This window comes from Tahibacter aquaticus, from assembly GCF_004363655.1.
GTDB lineage: Bacteria > Pseudomonadota > Gammaproteobacteria > Xanthomonadales > Rhodanobacteraceae > Tahibacter > Tahibacter aquaticus.
In genome coordinates this window covers 24,297-49,190 of record NZ_SNZH01000013.1, presented here as the reverse complement: position 1 = coordinate 49,190, position 24,894 = coordinate 24,297, and the positions used below count along the sequence as shown (strand labels likewise).

The following is a 24,894-nucleotide window of genomic DNA, read 5'->3' as shown; positions in this document are numbered from 1 at the left end:
CCGGTGTTCGACAACGCCGCCTGGGCGCAATGCCCAGGCGGCGTAGTGCAGTCTTGCCGGTTACTTCGCCAGCGCGTAGTTCACCGGCACCCAGCGATAGCCCGTGCCTTCCGCATTGATATAGCCCAGGCCCGGAAACGACAGGTGTGCCGCGGCGATCAGGTGGCCGTCTTTTGCTGCGGCGTCGAAAGCCTTGCGCCGGTCGGCGGCGGCCTGCTTGCTGTCGCTGTCGAAGCCGATCACTACTTCCGGATGCGGAAACTGCACGGCACCGACATGGATCATGTCGCCGATCACTTCCAGCTTCTGCTGCTCGCTCTCGACGAGGTAACTGTTATGCCCCGGCGTGTGGCCGTGCTGGGCAACGCTGCGGATGCCCGGCACGAGTTCGGCATTCGTCTCGAACGGCTTGAACTTGCCGGCTTTGGCGTATGGGTTGATCGCGTCCATCGCCAGCTTGAAGAACGGCTTGCTGCCTTCCGGCGCGGCGTTGGCGGTGGCCTCGTCCAGCCAGAACGCCGCGTCGGCCTTGTCGGCGCGAACGATGGCATTGGGAAAATTGCGCTCGCCGTTGCTGACCAGGCCACCGACATGGTCGCCGTGCAGATGGGTGAGATAGATCTCGTCGATCTGGGCCGGCGCATAGCCCGCATTCTTCAGGCTTTGCAGCAACTGGTTGCCGTTCGGACCCATGGTGGCGGCGCCGCCGGTGTCGATCAGGACCAGCTTGCTGCCGGTATTGATCAGGTAGGCGTTCATCGAGGTATCGACCGGCTGCTTGATATGCGCGGCGTCCAGGTCTTGCGTGATCAGTTCCGGCGTGCGGCCGCTCAGCAGCTTGAGCGGTTCCAGCGACAAGGTGCCGTCGGACAACGCGGTGATTTCGAACTTGCCGAGCGAAAAGCGGTAATAGCCCGGCTGCGTCTTCACTGCCGGCGTGGCGGCCAGCGCGGCACCCGCCAGGCCAGCCAGGGCCAGTGCGAGCAGCGATTGCTTGAGCAGGGAAAACGGGTTGCGGCGAGCGGGAGAGGTGCTGTCATGGCGCATGGACGTTCTCGCAGGTTGTGGAATGCGGCGATGCAGTGTGCAGGGTTTTGCGGCGGCCGCCAGCGGCAGTTGCGCCGGCTGGCGGCCCGGCCACAGCGATGGTGCTTCGCAGGTCGGGTTCAAGGTGCCCGAACAGGTAATTCGCCGCCTGGCGGATGACGGTTTTCGCTCCGCTCGCAGTCTTGGCCGGGTCGTCTACGTCGCCGGCCCGATCAGTTGGGCCGGCGACGGCGGGATTCCGGCGTCAGATGCCGCCGCGCGCATGGCCGTACGCTGCGGTCGTTGCTTCGAGGTGTATTTATGCAGAATGTCTTAGCACGCACCACGCCCGGCCCGGGCGTGTACATGTCGGGATTGACGCCGGCAGTTCGATGCGCGCGGGGGAACGCTTTTCCACGACGAACCTAATCGACGCCGCTTGTCCCACCAGAGTCAGGTGCCGCGGCTGCGTCGCCGCCGTACGAAGACGACTCATAGCCGCCTTCACCGCTCGCCACGCCGCTTTGCAGCTCAGACTGCTCGGCAGCGAGTTGCGCCGCGGCAGCGCTGCCCAGGACCAGCGCAGCCGCCGTGCCGGCGTAGTCGCTGCCACTTGCCGTGCTCGGCCGCAGCGGTCTTACCACGGCGCGCTCGGATTTGATCAGCCGGTCGGCGGTTTTCATGATCGCGGCGATATCGACGCGTGGCGAACGGATGCCTTCGTACTGGGCCAGCAGCTCGGGCAGGGCGCCGACGGCCTGTTCGACCACGGCGACGACCGGCGGGTCGGGATTGAGGGACTTGTCGATGACGCGGTCGAGCAGACGCTCGAAGCGGGCGTTGAAATCGCCCAGGGCCGGCACGCCAACCATGCGGCTGCTGCCCTTCAAGGTGTGGAAGCTGCGGCGCAGGGGCATCAGGCGGCCGAGGTTGGTCGGCGCGGCTTTCCATAGCATCAGGTTGCGGCGCAGATTGCCGATCTCGGATTTCACTTCGTTGATGAACACGCCGCGCAGTTCGTCGTCGACTTCGTCGACGCTGCCGCCGCGGCCGCCACGGGCCTGGTTGGGCCGGTTCTGGCGGCGGCCCAGCCACAAGCCCAGCGCGACGAGGCTGAGTGCTATCAAAGTGACCAACACATAGATCATGGGCGACCGCTCCCCGGCGGTACGTCGGCAGTGAGTGTCGTTTTACTCAGCTGGCCGGCTGCTGTCCATGCAAGCGGCGGGGAACTTGGCGCCGCGCTGCGGTATCGAGGGATGCGGTCTGTCCTGGGAGAGTAACCATGCGTAGGTGTATGAAGGGCTGGGGGTATGTAGTGCTGGCGGGGCTGGTGACAGCCCTGCCGGCCTGGTCGGCGACAACGGTTCAGTCCGCCGGGGTGGAGGCGACGATGGAAACGCAGGCGCACGAGGTACTCAAGACCGTGTCGGCGCCGCTGCTGGTGAAGCGGCGCGCGGCAGAGAAACAGATCCTGAGCAGCGCCGAATCGACCGCGCTGGCGGCGCGGCTGGACAAGGAAGGGGCGGGCCGCAAGGTCTATCTGCTGATCGACCGGCTGCGCGTGGTGAAAGACCCGGGCGCGATGCTGCGGGTAGAACTGTTCGGCGCCGGCTCGCGCGGCAATGAAGTGCCGGCCGCGGCGGCGGCAGGCGATTTCGCGGTGTATGGCGTATCGCATGCGGAAGGCGCGACGGCGCAGCGCAGCTTCGAGGTGACCGGTTCGCTGCGCAAACTGCTGGGGCACGGGCCGGTGTCGTTGCGTGTTGTCGCCGGCGAAGAGGCCGCAGCAGATACGCAAGTGGAGATCGGGAAAATTTCGCTGGTGCTGCAATAGCGTCCTGTCCTGCTGTTACTGCTGAATGATGCGGCGGCTGCCGCATGTCCTTGCCTGGTGCCGGCATGGCGCTGTGGCGCCGCCTCGCCGCATGAGGTTTTACGGCGATGCGGCGGATTTCGCCGGAGGTATCGGCCGGGAAGCAGGGCCGGGCAGCCGCGCCGGCGGAGTGTGCACCGGGCAGTGATAGGTAGGCCGGCCGATTTGCGCCTGGCTTGTCTGGTCGCCGCACGGTCTTCTGTCCGTGCCGCGGACGTCGCCGCACTAGGGGTTGTAGCGACGGCAGGCCGGAGCCGTCTCAGGGGGCGGATCAGTACGGAACGCGGCGAGCGCCTGGGGGGCTCGCCGTGGCTTCGGCCGCGTGCGGCACTGGCCGTCTCGCCGGGCCGGCTTTCCTCCGAGAGGGAGGGCCAGGTCCAGCAGAGCTTGCGCCGGATTCGCTGCGGCGACCGTTTTTTTCCCGACCGCGCCACAGTGCCGTCGATGCCTTCCCGCGCCGCTGAATCTGCTGTTGCCGGGATCGATGTTTCATAGTATACCTGTGGCGTTGTATCGTATTTAGTGCAGCCTTTCTCTTGGGGAGATCGCCATGGCCACTTTTACCCGCCGCGACTTCGTGCGCGGCGTCGCTGCTATTCCGTTTTCGCTGTGGATGATGAATCGGCTGGGTGCGGCCGGGCCGCGCGTGCGCTACGACGTGCGCAGCGCCAAGGGCGTGGAAATGCTGAAGATTTACGCCGGCGCAGTCGCCGCGATGAAGAATCTCGGCGCCACGGATCCGAGCAACTGGGTATTCCAGTGGTATACCCACTTCGTCAAGAGTTCCACCGACAAGGGCGCTGAGCTGACGCGCATCTTCGGCAGCGGTTCCAGTCCGCACAAGGCCTTGGCGACGGCAATGTGGAATACCTGCCGTTCGCACAGCGGACAGGATGAAAACCTGTTCCTGCCCTGGCATCGCATGTACGTGTACTACTTCGAGGAAATCATCCGTGCGGTGAGTAAACGCGATGATTTCACTTTGCCCTATTGGAATTATTCTGCCGACGACGCCACCCACGGCAAGCTGCCGCCGCAGTTCCTCAATGGCAGCGATCCCACCTTCGGTGCCTTGTTCGTGAAGGATCGCAACGCCCTGGCCAACAGCGGCGAGCCGATCGACAAGAACAAGCCCGGCGCCTTGAACCTCGATGCGCTGCGCGAGGCGACCTATTCCCCCAGCGGTGCGCTGCAGGGCTTCTGCCTCAAGCTCGATTCGGTACTGCACGGCAATGTGCACGTGCTGACCGGCGCCGGCCAGAACATGGGCGCGGTGCCCTGGGCGGCGAACGATCCGGTGTTCTGGGTACACCACTGCAATATCGATCGACTGTGGGCGAGCTGGAATGCCAACGGTGGCAAGAACCCGAACGAATCCTGGGGCAATTCCGTGTTCACCTTTGCCGATGCCAAGGGCACGGCAGTCACGGGCAAGGCGTCGGACTTCTTCGATATCGCCAAGCTGGGCTACAGCTACGAGAAGCTGGAACCCAAGCCCAAGTCGGCGCTGCGTTTGGAAGCGGTCGCGGCCAAGGCCAAGCCCTCGCTGACCGCCAAGGCGGCCAAGCGGGTGGAATTGTCCGCGGCGCCGGTGGTGATCGCGCTGGATCTGGCCAAGGGCACGGAAGAAGGCGCGAAGCCGGCGACCCTGCAGGAAACCGTAGCCAGGCTGACCGAAAACCAGCGCCTGTACCTGGTGCTGCGCGGCCTGGAAGCGCAGGCCCAGCCGGAGGTGCTGTACAACGTCTATGTCGGCGAGCCGGGCAAGGAAGCGTCGGTCACCGACGAGAACCGTGTCGGCAGCTTCAGCTTCTTCGACGCGCAGAAGCTGGACCATGGCGACGGCGGCGGTCATCACGAAGGGCATGGCGACGGCGACAAGTTCTACAGCTTCGACGTGACCGCGCAGCTTAAGCGCCTGGGCGGCAAGAAGGCCCTGGGCGACACGCCCAGCGTGGTCATCGTGCCCGATGGCGAGCCGAAGAGTGAGGCCAAGCCGGTGATCGGCACGGTCGAACTGCAGCGGCAATAAGCCGGCAGGCGGTGCGCGGCAAGGTCGCGCACTGTGCAACAGGCAACAAAAAAGGGCCGCATTGCGCGGCCCTTTTTCGTGTGGCGGTGCGGTTCGGTCAGCCTCTGACCATGGCCGCGCCGACCAGCATTGTCGCGGCGATGCCAGCCAGGACCATGCCGACGACGGCACCCAGCACGATACCGATCACGATGATCACGGCGAAATAGCCGCCGGTCTTTTCCGGTGGCGATTTCATCGTATGCGGCAGGCCGAAGTACATCAGTACATAGCCGTAGATGGCCGCCGCGAAGGCGAGCAGCCAGCCGATGATGGGAATGATGAGGAATACGCCGGCAACCCAGCCGGCTGTATTGGCATAGGCAACGGTCTTCAGCGCCTGGATCTGGCTTTTCTCCGCGCCGAAAGTCGGTGCCAGCGCATCGACGATCAGGGCCATGACGAAGGTGATGACCAGCGCCAGTGCATAGCTGAGGACTGCAACGACCAGGCCGGCGATCGGACTGCCGCCTATCGTGTAGACGAGGAACTGGAACACGGCCGGTATGGCCGCCAGGATCATGATGTAGCCCGTATACAGCTTGGCCACGTCGGTTTGCTCCTGGGCGATCACCGGCCATTCCGTCTTCGGTGTCAGCAGGATGTTCTTTACGCGTTCGATCAGCTTGTTGATATCCATTTTCTCCAGCCCCGGTCGATGGTGGCGCGCACTGTGGCCACCGGCACAATCCGTCCGATTCTAGACTGGTATGGCGCCGTTTACCCGGCATTAATACCGCAATCCTTGCGTGACCGCGTACCGGCACAAAGCGTGCATCCGATCACAGGATATGAACTGGTAAACTCGCCCGTTCACTCGCCTGACCGGAATTTCCATGGCCAGAACCAACCCAGCGGCGGCGCAGACCACGCCTGCCAATGCCGAGAACCGTTACGAAGTGACGCGTGCGGACCTGCCCTTGTCCTGCCCCATGCCGGGCATGAGCCTGTGGAATTCGCACCCCAAGGTGTATTTGCCCATCGAAGACGAGGGCGGCGAGTCGGTGTGTGCCTACTGCGGCGCGCACTTCGTGCTGAAAGACTGATCGGATTTCCGTGCAGGGACGACGGCTCACGGTCGTACAACTGGTACCCGCACTGGAAACAGGCGGGGTGGAGCGGTCCACGCTCGAAGTCGGTGCCGCCCTGGCGGCAGCCGGCCACCGCTCGGTCGTCGTCTCCGCCGGCGGGCGGTTGGTGCCCAGACTGCTGGCGGAGGGCAGCGAGCATATCCAGCGCACCATCGGTGCCAAGTCGCTGCTGAGCCTGCGCCATATCGCCGGCCTGCGCAGCCTGTTCCACGAGTTGAAACCTGACATTGTCCACGCGCGCTCGCGCCTGCCGGCCTGGCTGGCGCATTTCGCGCTGAAGAACGCGCCCAGGTCCATGCACTTCGTGACAACGGCGCATGGCCTGAACACGCCAGGCCGCTACAGCGCCATCATGACCCGGGGCGAACGCGTGATTGCCGTCTCGCATACGGTGCGCGATTTCCTGATCAGTCATTACGAGATCGAGCCCGAGCGCATCGTGGTGATTCCCCGCGGCATCGATCTGGACGAATGGCCTTACGGCCATCGCCCCGACGAGGAATGGCTGCGCAATTTCTTCATCGAGTTTCCGCGCCTGCGCGGCGCGCCGCTGCTCACACTGCCGGGGCGCGGTACGCGCATCAAGGGCCATCGCGACGCGATCGAACTGATTGCCGCGCTGAAGACGCGCGGTATTGCGACGCGGCTGCTGCTGCTGGGCGTGGTGGAGCCCAGCCGCATGAACTACGTCGCCGAACTGCAGCGCCTGGCCGACGAGCGCGGCGTGGCCGACGATGTGGTCTTCGCCGCAGCGCGCTCGGATGTGCGCGATGTGTATGCGGCCAGCGCACTGATCGTGCAGCTGTCGAACAAGCCCGAAGCCTTTGGCCGCACCGTTATCGAGGCGCTGGCCCTGTGCCGGCCGGTGCTGGGCTATGCCCACGGCGGCGTGGGCGAGTTGCTGACCGAGCTGTATCCCGCCGGCCGCGTGCCGTTCGACGATTTCGGCCGCCTGGTCGAACGCGCGGCCGAGCTGCTGCGCCTGGCCCCGGCCATTCCGCCGCTGCGGAGCTACCAGCTGGCGGACATGCAGCGCGCCACCCTGGCGCTGTATCACGCCCTGGCCAATGACGACGCGGCGAGCCTGCGCTCGACCATTGCGATGAGTTGAGCCGGCGCGCGGCGAAGCTCGCCCGGGCGTTGCTGAATCGGCAATGCTGCGGGCTATCATCCCGCCCCGCATGACGACGTCCTTGCCGCGCGAGCTATTCGCGACCCTGTTCCGCCCCGCGCTGCTGCCCCTGCTGGCTGTGGTTGCCTTGCTGCCGTTCGGGCGCTCGGCCGAGGCAGGCGTGGTGCTGGCGCTGGCGGGGTGTGCGCTGCTGTTGCGGCGCCAGCCTGAACTCCGGCACGAGTGGCGGACGGGTTCGCTGTTTTTGCTGCTGTGGGCCTGCTATACCGCGGCGGCGCTGTTTTCCTGTTTCGACTCGGTCAACCCGGACAAAAGCTGGAGCACGGTGCTGGCGGCGCTGCGTCTGCTGCCGCTGGGCATCTACGCCGCGTTGGTCTTGCCGCGGCCGGGGCATGGCCGCTGGCTGGCCGACGGCGTAGCGTTGTTTCTGCTGCTGTGGCTGGTCGACGCCTGGGTGCAGGCCCTGACCGGCTGGAGCCTGGGCGGCCTGCCCGAGGCCGAGCGCGTCAGCGGTATCTTCGGCAATGACAATCTGAAACTGGGACCGGTGCTGGCCACGCTGTCGCCGTTCCTGCTGCACAGCGCGCGGGAACGCTGGGGCCGGCGCGGTCTGCTGCTGGCTTTTCTGCTGGTGCTGGGGCCGGTGCTGCTGGCGGGCTCGCGGGCAAGCTGGCTCGCCTTCGGCCTGGTGGCGCTGGTTTTCCTCTGGCGCGAAACGCGCCGGCCGGCGCAGTTTCTGGCCTGGTGCCTGGCGCTGGGCCTGGGTGCCGCTGCGGCGGTCGGCGTTGCCTGGTACAGCTCGGCCGCGTTCGATGCGCGCATGGACCGCACCTTGCTGGCCCTGAACGGTTCCGGTGGCGAGGTGGATTTCGCCCTGGCCGGGCGCAGCCGCATCTGGCATACGGCGGCAGCAATGATCCAGGCGCATCCGCTCAACGGCGTCGGCGTGCGCGGTTTCCGCTACGCCTATTTCCACTACGCCGCGCCGGGCGATGCCTTCGTACAGGCCGACGGCCTTGGCGCGGCGCACGCGCATCAATGGATTCTGGAAGTGTTGAGCGAAACCGGTGTGCTGGGCCTGTTGCTGTGGTTCGGCGGCATTGCCCTGGCGCTGCGCGCCTGGCGCGCGGCCACGGCGGCGGCACGCGAGGCGGCGTTCGTGCCGGGCCTTTGCCTGATCGCGATGGCCTTTCCGTTGAATACGCACCTGGCCTTCTACTCGGCCTGGTGGGGCCTGCTGTTCTGGTGGCTGATTGCACTGTATTGCGCGGCGCTGCGGGGCGAGCACGAATCGAGGGCAAACAGCCATGCGTGAGCGCCTGACCCTGGTCGTCACCACCTTGAACAACGCGGCCACGCTGGAGCGTTGCCTGGCCAGCGCGGCCTGGGCCGATGCCATCGTGCTGCTGGACTCGGGTTCCAGCGATGCCACGCTGCAGATCGCACAGCGCTACGGCGCGACACTATTCAGCGAACCGTTCAAGGGCTATGCGGCACAGAAGCAGAGTGCGATCGACAAGGCTGCATCGCGCTGGGTATTGCTGCTGGATGCGGACGAGGCGCTGGACGGCGCCAACGCCCGCGCAGCGATCGAGCTGGCCTTGCAGGCGCCGGCCGTCGCCGGGTTCCGCCTGCCGCGGCGCGAGCAGGTGTTCTGGACCTTCAACCACCGCGGCGTGCGCCTGAATACGCATCTGCGCCTGTTCGACCGTGAGCGCGTGCGCATGAACGACGTGCCCGTGCATGCGGCGCCGGCGACGCGCGAGCCGGTGGCGACCCTGGGCGAGGCGGTGTTCGTGCACTACGGCGAGCCCGACATCCACACCAAGGTAGCCAAGATCAATGCGTATTCCAGCGGACTGGTCGCGCACAAGCAGCGCAAGCGCGTGCGCTGGATGGGTGCTCGGCTGGTGCTCTATCCCGGCGTGTTCTTCCTGCGCCAGTACATCGGCAAGCGCTGGTTTCTCGACGGCTGGGCCGGCTTCATCAATGCGGTGAGTGCGGCGTATTACGTATTTCTGAAATACGCAAAAGTGTACGAAGAACAAAAGCGTAGGCTTGGGTAGGCCGCGGGCGCACACCGACATCAAGGTGGTTCGCCATCAGAGAACCCGTGCCGAAGGAATCTTCGTTTCGCCGGAACAGCAGTAGTACAGTTCGTTCGGCAGGGGCTTTGGGTCGGTGCGATGCCTTGATGTTGGGGTGCGCCTGCGGCTTGCCCCAACCTACGGATTTTCGTTCGTTTTTTCGTCCGCTTGTTCGTCGTCCTTGCGCTGCTGCAACAGACTCATCGCCATGGCCGAAACGACGACGGTGCCGGCAATCAGCAGGCCCCAGAGCAGCCACGATTTCCATTCCATCGGCCTGGGCGGCACTGGCGGCGGCTGCAATGCTGCCTCGCCGCTGACGATTGCCGCCGTGCCGGGCTTGGCCGGGTATGGCTTCCAGTCGGCACCGTGGCGGCGGCGCAGGGCGTCGAGCAGCGTGGACAGGGGCGCGTCCACGCGTCGGGCTTTGGCGCTGCCGGCCGCCACGGTGTAAGGGCCCGGCCCCTGGGCCAGGAAGACCAGCACTTCGGGCCGATAGCCCAGCAGTAGGGTCGGCGGCGCGTTCAGGCCTTGCGCCGCATCGACGCGCCATTCGCGTTCGCGCACGGGGGCGGTCAGAAATTGTGGGGTGGAACTTTCCACACTGTCGCCGGAGGCGACGCGGTAGCCGGTCCAGGGGCCGGCGCGGCCTGTCCACGGGCGCGGCTCGCCTTCGCGGCTGCTGACGGTCCAGGTGACGGCCGTGTTGCCTGCTTCGGGGCGTACGTCGAGCTGGCGGGCGGGAATGCGCGCGGGCAAGGCATAGCGATACCAGATGCGGTCTTTTTCCTGCTGCGGCTCGCCGTCGACGCTGAGCCAGCGCCATTCCGGCTCCGGCGGCGGCGGCGGTGCTTCGGCGTTGATCGCGCTGATCGCGGGCAGCGGATCGCCGCCGCTGGCGCTGAGGCGCAGATAACGAAATGTGTGCTGCCGCGCGATCTCGATGCGGTCGCGGCGCAGGCTGTTGGGGCCGTTGGACAGGTCGGCCAGGGCCGCGGCGGCGAGCGGGTTCCAGTTCTGCAGGTCGTCGCTGCCGGACACGTGCACCTGGCTCTGGAATGGTCGCGTATCTGCGTTCCATTGCAGCTGCAGCGAGGAGAACGGCGTCTTGTGCTGACTCAGGTCGATCAGATAGGTCTGCGCGGGGCGGGCTTCCACGGCCACGCCGCTGCTGCCACGCAGACCGCCATGGGCGGCCACGCCGCCGGCGTTCTGGCCGCCGCGCACCGACGCATCGAGGCCGACGATGCGGCCATCGCCGTCAAGCTGGGCCTTCAGATGCAGGTCCGGCGACGCCGGGCTGCCGGCGTCGGCGGCCAGCGGAAACCAGGGCAGGCCGCGCATTTCCCGCGGCCATTCCTGCGCACCGGCGCTTTCCGGTCCCTGCAGGGTGACCGGCAGCGCCTCGCCGTTGGCATTGAACACTTCAATGTCGGCGAGGTTGGCGTCCTGCGCGGCGCGGTAGATCTCTTCGGTCAGCACGACGCGGTAGGCGCCGCCGTCGTCCCGCGACAGGGTCAGCGGCCATTCGCGCGCATAGTCGCGATGCTCGCCGCCGGAGGCGACAGGGGCTGCGGCCAGCAGCATCAGCAGGCTCCATCTGCTCATGGTTCCACCTCGCCGGCTTGCTTGGGCGGGTTCGGTGCGAAGTAGCCGACCACCATCAGCAGGCTGCCTACCGCGAGCACGCCGAGGATGGCGTAGATGTCTTTCAGGTGCGTGCGGTCGATCAGGATCAGCTTGACGATGACCAGGCCGACCAGCACTGCGCCACCGATCCAGATCGGGCGCGACACGCGTCGGGCGCCGATCAGCATCGCGGCAAGGCCGGTTGCGCACCAGACCACCGATAGCGCTGCCTGGGCCAGCGCCGAGTGCAGCAGGGCTTCATCCCACGGCACGTCGCCGAGGAAATGCACGCTGCGCAAGGTGACGCTGGTGAGCAGGGCGAAGCCCACCACGGCCAGGGCCTGGGCGCGGAACTGGGCGTCGAGGATGGCCTCGCCGGCATTGCCAGCCTGGCGGAACCAGCCCAGCAAGGCCAGCACGAAGGCGATCTGCGCCAGCTCCAGCGGGTTGACGATGGGCAGGTAGGGCAGCGGCAGCGGGTTGCCTTCGGCGACCAGGCCCAGCACCCAGAACAGGCCGAGCAGGCTGGCCAGGGTCGCCAGCAGCACGGGGCGGGCGCGTTCGGCCGCATCGCTCAGCGGGAAGCGTACGACCGCCCAGCGCGCCAGGGTGCCGCCGAAGGCGAGCGCCGCAGGCAGCAGGGCCAGCAGAACCTGCCAGATGGTGGAGAGCTGCCATTGCACACGGCTCAGGTGGATCAGCTGTGCGCTGAACAGGGCTATCCAGGTCCAGCAGTGGATAAAGTGCAGACTGGACAGTGCCGGCATTTCCAGTTGTTGCAGATTGCGCTGGCTGCGCAGACTGGCGGCGAACCAGCCTGCCCAGGCCAGCATGCCGTAGTCGCTGAGCGGACCGTTCGGGTTGGCCGCCGCCGTCGCCGCGATGAACAGCGGCGCGATGACGATGCCGGCATAGGCCGGGTAGCGGAACTCGCTCCAGTTCAGGCGGCGCGCGGTTTCTGCGGCGAGCAGGGTGGTCAGTGCGGCGAAGCCCAGTACGAGGTTGGCCGTCTGGCCCGGTGCGGCGAAGCGGTCGATTTCGTGCAGGCCCGTCAGCAGCCACCAGATCAGGCCCCAGGCAAACAGCAGCTTGCTGACGACCGACGAGGCATCGGCCCGCTGTTCCAGGCGTGCACTGGCGAAACCGGCCAGGCTGATCAGCAGCAAGGCGAGGAAATTGCCGTTGAGCAGCGGCAGCAGCGTATCGAGCGGGTCGCGGCCGCCCAGGGCGATCAGCATCGAGCCGCCGGCGGCCAGTTGCAGCAGGTAGCCGGCCACGCGCGGCAGTTGGCGCTGCTGGCGCAGGCCCAGCCAGACCAGGGCTGCACCTTCCACCGCCCAGGCGCAGGCCGTAGCGCGGGCGGACAAGGCCAGCGGCACGGCCAGGGTGGCAAAGCCCAGCGCGAGCAGGGCATGCGACTGGCCCAGCACCGTCATGGCCAGGCGGCGGAAGGCGAACCAGGCGATGGCCATATGCGCAATGGCCAGTACCAGCGCGGACAGGGCCAGGCTCATCGCATCGCCCTGGAGCAGGGCGGCCTGCAGCGGGAAGGCCAGCAGCGGCGTGCCGAATACCAGGCTGCCGTCGACCAGGCCGCGGCTGCCTTCGGGCTGGCGCAGGGCGTACAGCAGCGGAATGATCAGGTAGAAGGCGTAGAACAGGATCAGGAAGGGTTCGGTCGAGGCGAACAGTTCCGGCTTGTACTTGAGCAGGCCCCAGGCCGTGCCGATGCCGAAGGTGAAGACAAAGCCGAGCAGGTTCAGCGCACGCCAGGGCTTGACCCAGGCGATGGCGAAGATCGCTGCATTGAGTACAGCGTAATAAGTGAACAAGGCGACATGATTGCCGCTGTCGCTGGCCGTGAGTATGGGGGCGAGGAAGCCGCCGACGATGGCGAGCAAGGCCAGGGCCAGGGCGTCCTGCAGCACGGCGAGAATGCCGGCCGCGGCAACGATGACGATCAGCAGTACGAAGGCCAGGCTGGGCGGAATCAGCCCGTACAGCTTGTAGCTGCCGAATACGACCAGCAGCAGCATGCCGATGGCGCCGCCTTGCAGCGACAGGGCGAAGGAGCGATGGCTGTCGCGTTTGCGCCAGCCGAAGATCAGTCCGGCGATGGCCGCCAGCGCAATGCCGCCCAGGCGCATTTCGATGGGCACGGTGAACCAGCCCTGGTCGGCGGCATATTTCATCAGCGCGCCGACGCCGAGGAACAGCACCAGCACGCCGATCTTCACCGGGATATTGCCCTCGGTGAACCAGCGTTTGATGGCGCCAATGGCGCGTTCGATGAAATCGGGTTCGTCGGGTACGCGCGAGACGGCGGGGCGCGGCGGTGCGGGACGCGTTGCGCGCGGCACCGGTGGTGGTGTCTTCGGCGCCGGTTTTTGCGGCGGCGCAGCGCCAATGTCGAATACGGCGCGGCCGGGTTTCGGCGGCGGCGGTGGTGGTTCGGTCATGAGGATGGGGTCGAGCTCTGGCAGGTCGAGCGTGGGAAGGTCGGCCGGCGCGCTGCGCAACAGCGGCGCTGCTGCGGTGGCGGCTACCGGGCGCTGTGGTTCTGCGGCCGGCGCGGGTTCAAGCGGTTCCAGTTCGAGCACGCTGGCCCGTGCAGGCGCGGCCGACACAGGCGCGGCGTCGCTGGCGGCTGCCGGCGGCGCGGCCGGGCGCCGGGCTATGGCGGCCATGGCCGCCTGCAGGCCTTGTGCGGTCTGCGCGGCATGGGCGGCCTGCTCGATGCCGAGTCCGTGGAGGCCTTCGCGCAGCGACTTGACCTGGTCGCGCAGCGCTAGCACGCGGGCGAACAGCACGCCGATGGCGGCGCCGAAGACTGCGCTGATCCAGCCCATTTCGTCGCGCAACACCGTGCCTCCGAGGAAGGCACCGATGAAGGTTCCGATCAAACCCAACAGCCAAGCCATGGCGACAGCTCCGTATGAACGCGTTGTTCACACTCTAGCCCTTGCCAGGCGGGCCGTCGCGACCGGTTGCACGGGTATCGCCGCGTGATACCGCGCGGATCAGTACACCGGCGCGCTGCCGGGTGGGCGCGTCTTGAAGCGTTTATGCAACCACAGGTACTGCGCCGGCGCCTCGCGCACCATGGCTTCGATGGCGCGATTGACACAGGCCGTGTCGGCTTCGGCATCGTCGCTGGGAAAATTCGCCAGCGGTGCTTCCAGGCGCAGCACATAGCTGCCGTCGGCTTCGCGCCGGTGGAAGAACGGCAGCACCTGGGCACCGGACAGGCGCGCCAGGTGATGCGTGGCGGTGATGGTCGAGGCAGGCACGTCGAAGAACGGCACGAATACCGATTCCTTGCCGCGCATGTCCTGGTCGGGCGCGTACCAGACCGTGCCGCCGCGCTTGAGGTGCTTCACCGTCGCGCGCAGTTCGTCCTTGGTGAACATGCTTTCGGCGTAGTGCAGGCGCGCGGCCAGCACGGCCTGTTCGAACACCGCGTTGTCCATCACGCGGTACATGCCGCTGATGCGGATGCGCCGCGAGACCAGGCGTGCGCACAATTCCAGATGGGAAAAATGTCCGCCGACCAGGAGGGTGCCGCGGCCCTGGGCGCGGGCGGCTTCGAGGTGTTCCAGCCCGTCGACGCGGCAGGGGATGGCGCCGATCCTGGCATCGCTGCCGAACCAGGCCAGGGCGAACTCCACCAGCATATGGCCGCTGTCGTGCAGGTTGTCGCGCAGCAGCTGCGCGCGCTGTGCCTCGTCCAGTTCGGGAAAGCACAGGGAAAGATTGCGCGCGGCGACGTGCCTGCGTCCGATCAGCAGTACGCTGGCGAGCCAGCCCAGCAGGCGGGCAAGGCGGCGCAGCCAGGGCAGCGGCAGGCGCGCGACACTGCGCACCAGGGCCAGGCCCAGGCGCGAAGGCCAGTAGCGCGGCGAGGACAAGGACGGCTTGGGTACGGCGGAAGGCTCGGACATGCGCGCGAAGTTTAGCGGCAACGGTGCGATGGCGGAAAACGCCGACGCCGTATCGCCAGGGTCATGGTTGCGCCGTTACGCTGGCGACTCGCACCCGACGGAGAAGACCCGATGACCAGCAGAACCGTGCGCAGCACCCTGATTCCCAGCCTGCGCTATCGCGATGCGCCGGCCATGATCGACTGGCTGTGTCGCGCGCTGGGCTTCCAGCGGCATGCGGTCTACGAAGACGGCGAGGGCGGCATTGCCCACGCGCAGCTGAGTTTCGGCGACGGCCTGCTGATGCTGGGCTCGGCCCGGGACGACGACTGGGGCCGCCGTTTTGCCGCGCCGGCCGACATCGGCAATCGCGTCACCCAGAGCTGCTGTTGCCTGGTGGCCGATCCCGATGCGCACTACGCCCAGGCCAAGGCAGCGGGAGCGCAGATCGTCGACGAATTGCACAGTCCCGAATTCGGCGGCCGCGCCTACAGCTGCCGCGATCCGGAAGGCCAGCTGTGGTGGTTCGGCAGTTACGACCCCTGGAGCGTACCTGCGGCTGGCCGCCGGGCGTAGCGGTGACGACGCGGTACGCGATGTCTGCCGTGTCGGCGCCGACGGACTCGGCTTCGCCGAGACTACACGCCGCCGCACCGGCGCTGCAGACGATGGCGGCAATAGCCGCAACCAGCGACGCACGTCGCCGCTGTTCAACCCCTTTCATGCTGACCTCCACTCGATGAAAAAGAGTGAATACGTATATTTGTAATAAAAAAACGGGCGGCCGGCGCAGGCGGCGGCCGCACTTCTTTGGCGTTGGCGGATATACGGGGCGTTGCCGCCCGCATCCGTAGCCGGTTCGCGTATCAGGCGCGTAGCCGGCGAGAAGCTCTCCACCGCAGTACCGTTCACCAGCGCTGCGTACGATTGATGTAGCGTCTCCCGCCGCAGTGGCGGCAGGGCGACATACGCATCGGACTACAGTGCGGGACTGATGAAATAGTTGCGCTGTCGAGCTTGGTGCAGCCTGCTGTACGACCCGATCACAATGTGCGGCGCATGCATGAATTTGCGCGATGTACTCCAGTCATTGGTGGATGGCCGCGTTAGTGCCTGTCAGCGTCGCAAGCGGCGCAGGTTGCGGTATTCGCGATGGCACCGTGCGCGCACCGCCTTGACGTAGAGGCGGCTGGCCAGCGCCCACAGCAGCGCGGCGACGACCAGGGTGGTGGCGGCATCGAACCAGGCATCGCGTCCGCGCAGTGCGGTAAGCGTCTGCACGGCGACGGCGTAGATCAGCAGGGCCAGGGCACCGCTGTCGGCCAGGCGCAATTCGCGCAGGCTGTTGCGCAACTGGGCCAGGCGCAGGCCGGCGTAGACGCGGCTGTTTTCGTTCGCCAGCGGCCAGTTGTGGCGGCGGCGCAGATTGATGCTCCACACCACCGGCAGGAATACGCCGAAGAACGGCAGCTGCAGCCATTCCAGCGGCGTATACGCTCGCCACAGCGGCACCAGCGCGAACCAGATCAGCGCGGCCAGGGTGATCGCCAGTTCCAGCGCGCGTCGCAGGCGCAGACGCCACTGGTAGCGGCGCATCTGGGCCAGCAATTGCGCCGGTGCCAGCACCGGCAAGGACTGGCCCTGCCACAGCGCGCGCAGGCGGTCATCGGCGTCCATCGAGCATCTCCTGTAGTTGCTTGCGCGCGCGGTGGGCGCGCACGCCGACGTTGTCGACGCCCAGGCCGAGCAGTTCGCCGATCTCGCGGTAGTCGAAACCTTCCAGCTGCAGCAGCAATACCTGGCGCAGCGGCAGGGGCAGGCGCCGCACGGCCTTGAGCAGCCAGCGCATTTCTTCGTCCTGTGCTTCGCTGCCGGGAAGTTCGGCGGCGGCTTCGTCCAGGTCGAGCCGCTGCGGTGCGCGCACCGCAGCGCGGACATGGCTGGCGCCGAGGTTGTGCGCAATGCGCAACACGAAGGGAGCGAGGCGTTCGCTTTCGCGCAGTTTGTCCAGGCTGCGCCAGATCGCCAGCAGTACCTCCTGCATGAGTTCTTCCTGCAAGGCCGGATTGGCTTCGTAGCCGCGCACGGTGCGCCACAGTTGCGGCAGACAGCGTTCGACCTCGGGCCAGGCGGCATGCATCGCGATTCGGTTTCCGGCAGGGCGCGGCAGCGCCGTAGCAGGGTAGTCGCTACGACGCCGGATTTTCTTACAGCGGCAGGCGCTGTGAGGGACTGTAAGGTTTTTCCGCCAGGGCACGACTGAAACCAAAGCCTGCCGGCGATGGCTCCACGTTGGCAGGTTCCGGTCGCGCCGAGCGCGACCTTCCGTGGACAATCGAGGAACGGCAATGCAAAGTATAGAAAAAGAAATTTCCGCAAGCCCGGCGCCGCGTTCGCGCAAATGGTGGTTCATCGCCGTCGGCGCCGCCGTGTGCCTGGTCTGCTGGGTGGCGCTGGGTGTCGGCCTGTTCATCGGCGTGGACAAGGGCCTGCGCCTGGGCCTGGTCCTGGCCGCGGCAGTGACGACGGAAGGCCTGTTCTGGCTGACTGCGGCCGTGCTGGGCGTGCGTCTGTTCGAGGCGCGGCGCGAATTGTGGCGGCGGGTGCGCGGGCTGCGCCTGGGCTGAGTCCGCTCGCGCCGATGGCCTGGGACGGCGGCTGGTGAGCGCCCGAACCCGCCCTGAGGGGGCGGTTCGGGCGCTCCCGTATAATGCGCCGCCTTCGACAGCCGGCTGCGGACGTGTTTCCACGCTCCCTCTATACCTTGGTGATGTACCTGTTGACGCCGGTGATCCTGATCCGGCTGGCGCGGCGCGGGCTGCATTACCGCAGCTATCTGGGCCGCTGGCGCGAGCGTTTCGGATTTTTTCCGGCGCCGGGGTTTACCCAGAGCATCTGGATCCATGCGGTGTCGGTAGGCGAGGTCAATGCGGCGGTGCCGCTGATTGAGGCGCTGATGCGCCGGCATGCGGACCTGCCACTGGTCATCACCACGATCACGCCTACCGGCTCGGAACGCGTACAGAAACTGTTCGGTGAGCGCGTATTCCATGTCTACCTGCCGTATGACCTGCCGGCATCGGTGGCGCGCTTCCTCGACCGGGTGCGGCCGCGCCTGGGCGTGATCATGGAAACCGAGATCTGGCCCAATCTGTTCCACGAGTGCGCCCGGCGCAAGATTCCCCTGGTGGTGGCGAATGCGCGCCTGTCGCAGAAAAGCCTGCGCGGCTACGGCCCGGTGCGGCCGCTGGCGCGGGTGGCGATACGCTCGGCCCGGCATGTGGCGGCGCAGTCGGAGGCGGATGCCAAGCGTCTGCTGGAACTGGGGGCTGACCCGCAGCGCCTGTCGGTACTGGGCAATATCAAGTTCGACATGGCTGTACCGGAAGAGCTGCAGTCCACCGGACGCGAATTGCGCGCGCAGTGGGGGCCGCACCGGCCGGTGTGGATTGCCGCGAGCACGCACGAAGGCGAGGAACTGGCCGTGCTGAAGGCGCATGCGGCCGTGCTGCGGCGCTTTCCCGATGCCTTGCTGCTGATTGCGCCGCGGCATCCCGAGCGCTTCCGCCCGGTTGCGCTGGCTTGCCGCAACCTGGGCTTTGCCACCTGTACACGCAACGAAGACGTCTGGGCCGACAGCAACTGCCAATGCTTCGTGATCGATACCCTGGGCGAACTGCTGCGCTACTACGCGGCCTCGGACGTGGCCTTTGTCGGCGGCAGCCTGGTACCGATCGGCGGGCACAACGTGCTCGAACCCGCAGCGCTGTCGGTACCCGTAGTGGTCGGGCCGGATACCTTCAATTTCGAAGCGATCACGCTAAGCCTGGTGGAACAGGGCGGTGCGGCGCAGATTGCCGACGCGGACGCGCTAGGGGCGACGATCGTGAAATACCTCGCCGACGAAGCTGCGCGGCGACGCATGGGCGCGCAGGCGCGCCTGGTGTTCGAACGCGAACGCGGCGCCGTGGCGCGCAATATGGCAGCGATCGAGCGGGTGCTGGAAGAGAGCTGACAGGGGGGCGTTGGTTGGGGCAAGCTGCAAGGCGCACCCCGGCATCGAGGTATTTCCACATCAAAAGCCCATGCCGGAGGAATACTTTGGCATGTGTTCCGCCGAAGTGAGTGTTCCTCCGGCATGGGTTCTTTGCCGGTGCAACACTTTGATGCCGGGTGCGCCTGCGGCTTAACCCAACCTGCGACGCAAAAGAAAAAAGCGGACCGTAGTCCGCTTTTTTCTTTGTGGCTTTTTACGCGTGCCCGATCATTCGAGCAGCGCGTTGACTTCCTGCAGATCCTTGGGCCCGACGTTGCCGGCGGACTGGCGCAGCAGCAGCTGGTTCAGCACGAAGCTGTGGCGGGCCTGCGAATGGTCGCGCTGGGCCTGGTACAGCTGGCGCTGGGACAGCAGCACGTCGACGATGGTGCGGGTACCGACTTCGAAGCCGGCCTGGGTCGCTTCCAGTGCGCTGTTGGCCGAAACCACGGCCTGCTTGCGTGCTTCCACTTCGCTGATGCCGGCGACGACCGAGCGGAAGTTCAGGCGCGTATTGCGCACCAGCGCGCGCTTGTTCTGTTCCAGCAGATCGGTGGCCGCATCGCGGTCGTAGACGGCCTGGCGCACGCGCGACTGGGTATAGCCACCGGTGAAGATCGGCACGCTCAGGCGCAGGCCGATGCTGCGATTGGTGTCGCGGCCGTTGCTGTGGATGTCGCCCGGCGTCGGGTTCTGGCTGGACGAGCCGTCGCCCCAGCTCGGGTTGCGCTGATAGCTGATGGTGCCGGACAGGGTCGGCAGGTGGCCGGAGCGGGCGGTATTGATGTTCGCCTTGGCCGCTTCGACGGCGTATTCCTGGGCCTTCAGCGAGGGATTTTCCGCCAGGGCGCGATCGACCCAGGCCTGCATGTCGTTCGGTACCGGCTCTTTCAGCGGCAGATCGGCGCGCAGGCGGGACAGGGCGCCGGGCTCCTTGCCGGTGATTTCGCGCAGGGCTTCGCGGGCGTCTTCCAGCGAGTTCTGCGCCAGGATGGTTGCGGCGCGGGCCGAGTCATACTGGGCCTTGGCTTCGTTCACATCGGTGATCGCCGACAGGCCCACTTCGAAACGCTGCTGCGCCTGGTCCAACTGGCGGCTCAAGGCTTTTTCCTCGGCCTGGGAGAAGGTCAGCGTGTCTTCCGCGGTCAGCACGGCGAAATAAGCCGTCGAGACGCGGATGGCAAGGCCCTGTTCTGCCTGCAGGTATTGCGCATCGCCGCGCAGGGCGAGTTCCTTGGCCGCCTTGCGCGCCGTCCACTTCGAGAAATCGATGATGGACTGGGTCAACTGGCCCGACAGGGTCGTGCTGCGGCCGTCGGATTCGCTGGTGATGACGCGGATGCCGAAATTGCCTTCCTGGTCCTGCCCGATGCCGGAGCTGTAGCGCGTGCTGCGGCTGTCGCCGAAGTCGAACGTGGCGGCAATCTGCGGCAGCAGCTGCGCGGTGGCCTGGTCGACGCCTTCGCCGACGGACAGGCGCTGGGCTTCTGCGCCGGACAGGACGGGGTCGTTCTGGCGGGCCAGGTCGTATACCTGGGTCAGGTCTTCGGCCGATGCGAGGGCCGGCACCAGCATCAAAGCCAGTGACAGGGGCAGCAGCTTGAACGGGATTCGCTTGGTCATTGTCGCTTCCTGGAAGGAGCCGTCCTGGAGTTAAGGCTCAAATAAAGTTTAGCGAACTCGCTCGGCCGAAGAACGTTACAGACTGAAGCGCTTGGGCGGCGCCGCGTTCGTCAGATAGGCAAGATCGGTTTCGAACAAAGAGGTCTCGCGCACAGTGGAGCCATCGCGCGTAAAAACAATGGCCTGCTGCACCGGAGATTCGCCGATCACGGCAAAAAGCCGTCCGCCGGGCTTGAGCCAGTTCTTGATTTTTTCAGGTAGTGCAAAAACGGCGCCGGTCAGCACGATGACGTCGAACTCGCGCCTGGGTTCGAAACCCTGAATGGCCTCGGCCACTTGCACCTGTGCATTGGCGATGCCGTCGCGTTGCAGCCGCTCGCTGGCACCGGCGGCCAGGTCGGCATGCTGTTCCACGCTGACGACCTCGCGGCCCAGCCTGGCCAGGCAGGCGGTAAGGAAACCCGAACCCGTGCCGATTTCCAGCACGCTGTCGCCGGGCTGTACCTCGACGGCCTGCAGCACGCGGCCTTCGATGACCGGCTTCATCATGAATTCGCCGTGGCCCAGCGGCAGTTGCAGGTCGGCAAAGGCGAGCTGGCGGTGTTCGGTACTGACATAGTGTTCGCGCTGCACTTGGCCCAGCACGGCGAGCACGCGCGCGTCCAGCACGTCCCAGGGACGTACCTGCTGCTCGATCATGTTGAAACGGGCCCTTTCGAGATTCAGGGACACGGCAGCACTCCAGCGCAACGGAAAAGGGGCGAAAGCATAGGCGCTGTCGCCCGTTACAGCAAATTCAGGATCGCTGCTTGCAGGCCCGGCAGTTAGTGCCGGAAGTCACCGCAAGTGTCTGACATTCCTCACCTTACGCTGTCCGGCGCGGGTTTCCGGACAGGGCCGGACGTCCGTCTGCGGGAAGTCGCGAACGGGCGTGCAGGACACTGGCCGCCAAACGCTGGTCGACGCGTTCGATGCGCGTCAGCGCCTGGTGGTTGCGTACCCAGCTCTGCCAGGCCAGCCAGCGGGTCAGCCGGCCAAGGTCAAGCTTGTCCAGCGCCGCGATGCGTACACGCGCTGCCATGGCCAGGCTGGCATCGAAATGACGGCCGTCGAGCAGGGCGGCGAAGCTGCGCTGGGCGAGTTTGAAGGATTGGGAAAGGCGTAGTTCGGCGATGGATGACATTGACAGGGTCCTATGCGCCGGCCGGTGCTGCTGCCACGTCCGGGCGTTTCACCCGGAACCAGGCGGCGTAGAGGGCTGGCAGAAAGAGCAGGGTCAGCGCCGTTGCAACGAACAGGCCACCCATGATGGCAACGGCCATCGGTCCGAAAAATGCGCTGCGCGAGAGCGGAATCATGGCCAGGATCGCGGCCAGCGCGGTGAGTACGATGGGGCGGAAGCGCCGGACGGTCGCGTCGATGATCGCTTCCCAGGGCGCGTGGCCCTTGCCGATGTCCTGTTCGATCTGGTCGATCAGGATGACCGAGTTGCGCATGATCATGCCTGACAGCGCAATCGTGCCGAGCATGGCGACAAAACCGAACGGCACGTTGAAGACGAGCAGGAACAGGGTTACGCCGATCAGTCCCAGTGGTGCGGTCAGGAACACCATGATGGTGCGGCTGAAGCTCTTCAATTGCAGCATGAGCAGGGTCAGCACCACGAACAGGAACAGCGGCACACCGGCATTGACCGAACGCTGGCCTTTGCCCGAGTCCTCGACCGTGCCGCCGACTTCCAGCAGATAGCCGGCGGGCAGCTTGGCGCGGATATTCTCCAGCGTGGGGTCGATCGCCGCGGTGATGGTCGGCGGCTGCATCAGGCCGTCGGTATCGCCGCGCACGGTGATCGTGGGCAGGCGGTTGCGGCGCCAGATGATGCCTTCTTCCACCGCGTATTCGAGCTTGGCGATCTGCCCCAGCGACACGGTCTTGCCTGAGGCGGTGGGTACGGCGAGGTTTTCCAGCAGCGACAGCTGGGCGCGTTCTTCGGCCGGGCCGCGCAGTTGCACCTGGATCAGCTCGTCCTTTTCGCGATAGATCGAGATCGGTACGCCGGACAGCGAGCTTTGCAGGAAATTCGACAGATCCTGCGAACTGACGCCGAGTACGCGGGCGCGGTCCTGGTCGATGACCAGGCGGATCACCTTGCTGGGCTCATCCCAGTCCAGGTTCACATTGCGCATATGCGGATTCTTGCGCACTTGCTCGGCCACCTGGCGCGCATAGGTGCGTACCAGTGCAATGTCTTCGCCGGAGATGCGGAACTGGATCGGATAGCCAACGGGAGGGCCGTTTTCCAGGCGCAGCACGCGGCCGCGCAGCTCCGGGAAATCGACTTCGAACAGCCTGAGCAGGTCGGCGCGCAGCTTTTCGCGTTCCTGCGGGCCCTTGGTCAGCAGCACGAACTGGGCGAAGCTGGCCTGCGGCAGCTGCTGGTCCAGCGGCAGGTAGAAACGCGGCGAACCCGTGCCGACATAGGAGACATAGTTCTCCAGCTCCGGCCGCTGGGCCAGCCAGGCTTCCAGTTTCTTCACCTGGGTCGCGGTCGCTTCGAGCGAGGAGCCTTCGGTCAGCTTCATGTCGACCATCAGCTCAGGCCGGGTCGAATCCGGAAAGAACTGCTGTTGCACGAAGCGGAAGCCGACGATGGAACCGACGAACAGCAGCAGCGTCGCGACGATCACGATGCGGCGATGCGATACGCACCATTCGACCAGATCGCGGAAGCGGCGGTAGAACGGTGTTGCATATGGATCGTGTGCATGGCCTTGAGGCGGCCCGCCGGCGAGTACGCCGCGCAGGCGCCGCGGCAGCAGACCGATCGCGCGCCGGCGCAGCGAGTCTGCGCGTGCACCGAACGAGCCCGGCGGCGGTGGTTCTGCCGGCTTGCCCAGGTCGGGCAGCAGCTTGTAGCCGAGGTAGGGGATGAAGATCACCGCAGCCACCCAGGAAATGATCAGTGCAATCGTCACAACCTGGAAAATGGAACGTGTGTATTCGCCTGTGCCTGATTGCGCGGTGGCGATAGGCAGAAAGCCTGCAGCAGTGACCAGCGTGCCGGTCAGCATGGGGAACGCGGTCGAGGTGTAGGCGAAGGCCGCTGCGCTGACGCGGTCATAACCCTGTTCCATCTTCACCGCCATCATTTCCACGGCGATGATGGCATCGTCGACCAGCAGTCCCAGCGCCAGCACCAGTGCGCCCAGCGAGATCTTGTGCAGGTCGATGCCGAAATAGCGCATGGCGGCGAAGGTCATCGCCAATACCAGCGGAATCGACAATGCCACTACCAGTCCGGTGCGGAAGCCCAGCGAGAAAAAGCTGACCAGCAGCACGATGATTACGGCTTCGGCCAGGGTGCGCACGAATTCGTTGACCGAACGCTGCACCGCATGCGGCTGATCGGCCACGCGCGATAGCTCCAGGCCTATGGGCAGGCTGGTTTCCAGGCGCTGGGTCGCAGCGTCCAGGTCGCGGCCGAGCTGGATGATGTCGCCGCCTTTTTTCATCGATACGGCGATGCCGAGGCCGTCCTTGCCCATGAAGCGCAGGCGCGGCTGCGGCGGGTCGCTGTAGCCACGGTGCACCTCGGCTACGTCGCCGAGGCGGAACAGGCGGCCGTTGGCACGGATGGCGATGTCGCGGATCGCGTCGGCCGAATCGAAGGCACCGCTGGTGCGCAGATAGATGCGGTCGGACACGGTTTCGAAGCTGCCCGCCGGCGTGATGGCGTTCTGCGCTTCGAGCGTGGCCTGGACCTGGGCGAAGCTCACACCGAGGGTGGCCAGCTTGGCGTTGGATACTTCGATATAGATTTTTTCGTCCTGCAGGCCGATCAGGTCGACCTTGGCCACATTGGGCACGCGCAGCAGTTCCAGCTTCAGGCGCTCGGCGTAGTCTTTCAGCTGGGCATACGAAAAGCCTTCGCCGGTCAGCGCGTAGATATTGCCGAAGGTGTCGCCGAACTCGTCGTTGAAGAACGGCCCCTGCGCCCCGGGCGGCAGGGTGTGGCGGATATCGCTGACCTTCTTGCGCACCTGGTACCAGAGGTCGGGTACGTAGCGCGAGTCGAGCGAATCCTTGGCTACGACGATGATCTGCGATTCGCCCGGACGCGCGTAGCTGCGCAGGAATTCCAGGTCCGGCAACTCCTGCAGCTTCTTTTCGATGCGTTCAGTGATTTGTTCGTTGATTTCCGCGGCGGTCGCACCTGGCCAGGTGGTATGGATGACCATGGCCTTGAAGGTGAACGGCGGATCCTCGGACTGGCCCAGCGAACGGTAGGCAAGTATGCCGACCAGGGCCAGTACCACGATGAAGTAGCGCACGATGGACTGATTGCGCAGGGCCCACTCGGACAGGTTGAATCGGCTCATTGTTGTTTTTATGGCGAGTGTCGA

General features: G+C 66.0%; 21 protein-coding genes. 9 read left to right on the top strand and 12 right to left on the bottom strand.

Going from position 1 to position 24,894, the window contains the following annotated elements; genetic code table 11:
* Window positions 1-60: 60 nt before the first annotated feature.
* Window positions 61-1,047, bottom strand: a complete 987-nt coding sequence (locus DFR29_RS19430; protein WP_133820301.1) for an MBL fold metallo-hydrolase — start codon at window positions 1,045-1,047, stop codon at window positions 61-63.
* Window positions 1,048-1,451: 404 nt separating this feature from the next.
* Complete coding sequence (locus DFR29_RS19425) at window positions 1,452-2,174, bottom strand: Hpt domain-containing protein (protein WP_133820300.1); 723 nt, start codon at window positions 2,172-2,174, stop codon at window positions 1,452-1,454.
* A 137-nt stretch (window positions 2,175-2,311) separates the two neighbouring features.
* Here DFR29_RS19425 and DFR29_RS19420 point away from each other — a divergent pair, with 137 nt between their 5' ends.
* Together DFR29_RS19420 and DFR29_RS19415 are read left to right on the top strand one after the other, a co-directional pair.
* The gene (locus tag DFR29_RS19420; RefSeq protein ID WP_133820299.1) at window positions 2,312-2,863 is read left to right on the top strand and encodes a hypothetical protein; all 552 of its coding nucleotides are present in this window, start codon (window positions 2,312-2,314) and stop codon (window positions 2,861-2,863) included.
* Between the two features lie 589 nt (window positions 2,864-3,452).
* On the top strand, window positions 3,453-4,934 hold the full coding sequence (locus DFR29_RS19415; RefSeq protein ID WP_133820298.1) for a tyrosinase family protein: 1,482 nt from the start codon (window positions 3,453-3,455) through the stop codon (window positions 4,932-4,934).
* 97 nt (window positions 4,935-5,031) lie between these two features.
* Here the strand turns inward: DFR29_RS19415 and DFR29_RS19410 are convergent, their stop codons facing one another.
* Entirely contained in the window at window positions 5,032-5,613 is a 582-nt protein-coding gene (locus DFR29_RS19410; RefSeq protein WP_133820297.1) for a Yip1 family protein, read from the bottom strand.
* A 196-nt stretch (window positions 5,614-5,809) separates the two neighbouring features.
* On the opposite strand from DFR29_RS19410, the gene DFR29_RS19405 reads away from it, so the two are divergent.
* The 4 genes from DFR29_RS19405 (at window position 5,810) to DFR29_RS19390 (ending at window position 9,262) form a co-directional block, all read left to right on the top strand.
* Complete coding sequence (locus DFR29_RS19405; protein ID WP_133820296.1) at window positions 5,810-6,019, top strand: zinc-finger domain-containing protein; 210 nt, start codon at window positions 5,810-5,812, stop codon at window positions 6,017-6,019.
* A 67-nt stretch (window positions 6,020-6,086) separates the two neighbouring features.
* Window positions 6,087-7,175 carry a glycosyltransferase gene (locus DFR29_RS19400; RefSeq protein WP_243746120.1) on the top strand — a complete coding sequence of 363 codons (1,089 nt, stop codon included), beginning with the start codon at window positions 6,087-6,089 and terminating at the stop codon, window positions 7,173-7,175.
* 70 nt (window positions 7,176-7,245) lie between these two features.
* Window positions 7,246-8,511 carry an O-antigen ligase family protein gene (locus DFR29_RS19395; protein WP_133820294.1) on the top strand — a complete coding sequence of 422 codons (1,266 nt, stop codon included), beginning with the start codon at window positions 7,246-7,248 and terminating at the stop codon, window positions 8,509-8,511.
* Window positions 8,504-9,262 carry a glycosyltransferase family 2 protein gene (locus DFR29_RS19390; protein ID WP_133820293.1) on the top strand — a complete coding sequence of 253 codons (759 nt, stop codon included), beginning with the start codon at window positions 8,504-8,506 and terminating at the stop codon, window positions 9,260-9,262. The genes DFR29_RS19395 and DFR29_RS19390 overlap by 8 nt, the downstream gene beginning before the upstream one ends.
* Window positions 9,263-9,421: 159 nt before the next feature.
* Here DFR29_RS19390 and DFR29_RS19385 read toward each other — a convergent pair whose 3' ends face one another.
* From DFR29_RS19385 to lpxL, 3 genes are all read right to left on the bottom strand, one after another.
* On the bottom strand, window positions 9,422-10,891 hold the full coding sequence (locus DFR29_RS19385; protein ID WP_133820292.1) for a DUF3999 domain-containing protein: 1,470 nt from the start codon (window positions 10,889-10,891) through the stop codon (window positions 9,422-9,424).
* Window positions 10,888-13,833, bottom strand: coding sequence for a DUF2339 domain-containing protein (locus DFR29_RS19380; protein WP_133820291.1), 2,946 nt, complete (start codon window positions 13,831-13,833; stop codon window positions 10,888-10,890). Before DFR29_RS19380 ends, DFR29_RS19385 begins: the two co-directional genes overlap by 4 nt.
* A 99-nt stretch (window positions 13,834-13,932) precedes the next feature.
* Window positions 13,933-14,853 carry an LpxL/LpxP family Kdo(2)-lipid IV(A) lauroyl/palmitoleoyl acyltransferase gene (lpxL, locus tag DFR29_RS19375; RefSeq protein ID WP_133820290.1) on the bottom strand — a complete coding sequence of 307 codons (921 nt, stop codon included), beginning with the start codon at window positions 14,851-14,853 and terminating at the stop codon, window positions 13,933-13,935.
* 111 nt (window positions 14,854-14,964) lie between these two features.
* Between lpxL and DFR29_RS19370 the strand changes: the two genes are divergently transcribed.
* The gene (locus DFR29_RS19370) at window positions 14,965-15,408 is read left to right on the top strand and encodes a VOC family protein (RefSeq protein ID WP_133820289.1); all 444 of its coding nucleotides are present in this window, start codon (window positions 14,965-14,967) and stop codon (window positions 15,406-15,408) included.
* A 540-nt stretch (window positions 15,409-15,948) separates the two neighbouring features.
* Here the strand turns inward: DFR29_RS19370 and DFR29_RS19365 are convergent.
* Entirely contained in the window at window positions 15,949-16,509 is a 561-nt protein-coding gene (locus tag DFR29_RS19365; RefSeq protein WP_133820288.1) for a hypothetical protein, read from the bottom strand.
* Window positions 16,496-16,972 (bottom strand): RNA polymerase sigma factor, encoded by a 477-nt coding sequence (locus DFR29_RS29320; protein WP_166654213.1) that lies wholly within the window; start codon window positions 16,970-16,972, stop codon window positions 16,496-16,498. The genes DFR29_RS19365 and DFR29_RS29320 overlap by 14 nt, the downstream gene beginning before the upstream one ends.
* Window positions 16,973-17,180: 208 nt before the next feature.
* Between DFR29_RS29320 and DFR29_RS29315 the strand changes: the two genes are divergently transcribed.
* Together DFR29_RS29315 and waaA are read left to right on the top strand one after the other, a co-directional pair.
* Complete coding sequence (locus DFR29_RS29315) at window positions 17,181-17,459, top strand: hypothetical protein (RefSeq protein WP_166654212.1); 279 nt, start codon at window positions 17,181-17,183, stop codon at window positions 17,457-17,459.
* 113 nt (window positions 17,460-17,572) lie between these two features.
* Window positions 17,573-18,847 carry a lipid IV(A) 3-deoxy-D-manno-octulosonic acid transferase gene (gene waaA / locus DFR29_RS19355; RefSeq protein ID WP_279571528.1) on the top strand — a complete coding sequence of 425 codons (1,275 nt, stop codon included), beginning with the start codon at window positions 17,573-17,575 and terminating at the stop codon, window positions 18,845-18,847.
* A gap of 249 nt (window positions 18,848-19,096) precedes the next feature.
* Here the strand turns inward: waaA and DFR29_RS19350 are convergent, their stop codons facing one another.
* From DFR29_RS19350 to DFR29_RS19335, 4 genes are all read right to left on the bottom strand, one after another.
* Window positions 19,097-20,491, bottom strand: coding sequence for a TolC family outer membrane protein (locus tag DFR29_RS19350; protein ID WP_243746119.1), 1,395 nt, complete (start codon window positions 20,489-20,491; stop codon window positions 19,097-19,099).
* A gap of 75 nt (window positions 20,492-20,566) precedes the next feature.
* Complete coding sequence (locus DFR29_RS19345; RefSeq protein ID WP_133820285.1) at window positions 20,567-21,223, bottom strand: protein-L-isoaspartate O-methyltransferase family protein; 657 nt, start codon at window positions 21,221-21,223, stop codon at window positions 20,567-20,569.
* A 133-nt stretch (window positions 21,224-21,356) separates the two neighbouring features.
* On the bottom strand, window positions 21,357-21,674 hold the full coding sequence (locus tag DFR29_RS19340; RefSeq protein WP_133820284.1) for a hypothetical protein: 318 nt from the start codon (window positions 21,672-21,674) through the stop codon (window positions 21,357-21,359).
* A gap of 10 nt (window positions 21,675-21,684) precedes the next feature.
* Window positions 21,685-24,870 carry an efflux RND transporter permease subunit gene (locus DFR29_RS19335; protein ID WP_133820283.1) on the bottom strand — a complete coding sequence of 1,062 codons (3,186 nt, stop codon included), beginning with the start codon at window positions 24,868-24,870 and terminating at the stop codon, window positions 21,685-21,687.
* Window positions 24,871-24,894 lie beyond the last annotated feature (24 nt).

Coding starts and splice junctions, on each gene's coding strand:
- DFR29_RS19430 (WP_133820301.1), bottom strand. CDS start 1,047: ATGCGCCATGACAGCACCTCTCCCGCTCGCCGCAACCCGTTTTCCCTG.
- DFR29_RS29320 (WP_166654213.1), bottom strand. CDS start 16,972: ATGCATGCCGCCTGGCCCGAGGTCGAACGCTGTCTGCCGCAACTGTGG.
- DFR29_RS19410 (WP_133820297.1), bottom strand. CDS start 5,613: ATGGATATCAACAAGCTGATCGAACGCGTAAAGAACATCCTGCTGACA.
- DFR29_RS19370 (WP_133820289.1), top strand. CDS start 14,965: ATGACCAGCAGAACCGTGCGCAGCACCCTGATTCCCAGCCTGCGCTAT.
- DFR29_RS19390 (WP_133820293.1), top strand. CDS start 8,504: ATGCGTGAGCGCCTGACCCTGGTCGTCACCACCTTGAACAACGCGGCC.
- DFR29_RS19395 (WP_133820294.1), top strand. CDS start 7,246: ATGACGACGTCCTTGCCGCGCGAGCTATTCGCGACCCTGTTCCGCCCC.
- DFR29_RS19335 (WP_133820283.1), bottom strand. CDS start 24,870: ATGAGCCGATTCAACCTGTCCGAGTGGGCCCTGCGCAATCAGTCCATC.
- DFR29_RS19405 (WP_133820296.1), top strand. CDS start 5,810: ATGGCCAGAACCAACCCAGCGGCGGCGCAGACCACGCCTGCCAATGCC.
- DFR29_RS19420 (WP_133820299.1), top strand. CDS start 2,312: ATGCGTAGGTGTATGAAGGGCTGGGGGTATGTAGTGCTGGCGGGGCTG.
- DFR29_RS19340 (WP_133820284.1), bottom strand. CDS start 21,674: ATGTCATCCATCGCCGAACTACGCCTTTCCCAATCCTTCAAACTCGCC.
- lpxL (WP_133820290.1), bottom strand. CDS start 14,853: ATGTCCGAGCCTTCCGCCGTACCCAAGCCGTCCTTGTCCTCGCCGCGC.
- DFR29_RS19385 (WP_133820292.1), bottom strand. CDS start 10,891: ATGAGCAGATGGAGCCTGCTGATGCTGCTGGCCGCAGCCCCTGTCGCC.
- DFR29_RS19365 (WP_133820288.1), bottom strand. CDS start 16,509: ATGGACGCCGATGACCGCCTGCGCGCGCTGTGGCAGGGCCAGTCCTTG.
- DFR29_RS19415 (WP_133820298.1), top strand. CDS start 3,453: ATGGCCACTTTTACCCGCCGCGACTTCGTGCGCGGCGTCGCTGCTATT.
- DFR29_RS19380 (WP_133820291.1), bottom strand. CDS start 13,833: ATGGCTTGGCTGTTGGGTTTGATCGGAACCTTCATCGGTGCCTTCCTC.
- DFR29_RS19350 (WP_243746119.1), bottom strand. CDS start 20,491: ATGACCAAGCGAATCCCGTTCAAGCTGCTGCCCCTGTCACTGGCTTTG.
- DFR29_RS19425 (WP_133820300.1), bottom strand. CDS start 2,174: ATGATCTATGTGTTGGTCACTTTGATAGCACTCAGCCTCGTCGCGCTG.
- DFR29_RS29315 (WP_166654212.1), top strand. CDS start 17,181: ATGCAAAGTATAGAAAAAGAAATTTCCGCAAGCCCGGCGCCGCGTTCG.